Annotated in this window: 1 protein-coding gene; it reads left to right on the top strand. The window is 33.0% G+C overall.

The window, feature by feature from the left end:
* Positions 1-88: 88 nt before the first annotated feature.
* Positions 89-687 (top strand): RagB/SusD family nutrient uptake outer membrane protein (locus E3E36_RS11105; RefSeq protein ID WP_167895493.1); only part of this gene is annotated, 599 nt, incomplete at its 3' end.

The following is a 687-nucleotide window of genomic DNA, read 5'->3' as shown; positions in this document are numbered from 1 at the left end:
GTGGTAATGTAGGTTCTTCATACCCTCCATATAGAACTGTAACTTTTGGACTAACGCTTAAATTATAAAAATAATTAAACTAAATAATATGAAAAATACAATTAGTAAAATACTGATAATTGCCTTTAGTATCAGTATGATTAATATTGGTTGTAAAAAGGACTATTTAGATACTAAACCATCTAATGCCATTACACCAGATCAGGCATACAATTCATTAATTGCTGTAAATTCATCTCAAACTAGTACTTACTATTCATTGTTTGCGTTTGCAGGAGGTAATGGTAATACCGGTCATGATAACTTTGGTCAAAAAGCTATTGATATTGCTAATGACTTAATGGGAACAGACATGGTTGTTTATTCAGCCGGTTATGGTTGGTTTAACGCAGATTATCAATATACAGAGTGGCAACAAGCCACAGCTACTCGCCGTTCTGATAAGGCTTGGTCTTTTTATTATGATGTAATTAAGCAGGCTAATTTATTGTTGGATAATATTGCTAACCCTGCAAATGTTGCGGGAGCTACTACAGCTGATATTGAAAGAGTAAAAGGTGAAGCTTTAGGTTTAAGAGCCTGGTGTTATTTTAACCTTATAAATAATTTTCAACAAACTTATAAAGGTAATGAGTCTAAACCAGGCGTACCGATTTATATAACCATTACTACTGAATTGAGTGGTAG

It is taken from the genome of Thermococcus sp. M36, assembly GCF_012027355.1.
Taxonomy (GTDB): Archaea; Methanobacteriota_B; Thermococci; order Thermococcales; family Thermococcaceae; genus Thermococcus.
Note: the sequence above shows the minus strand (reverse complement) of the source record. Positions and strands in the feature narration are given on the sequence as shown.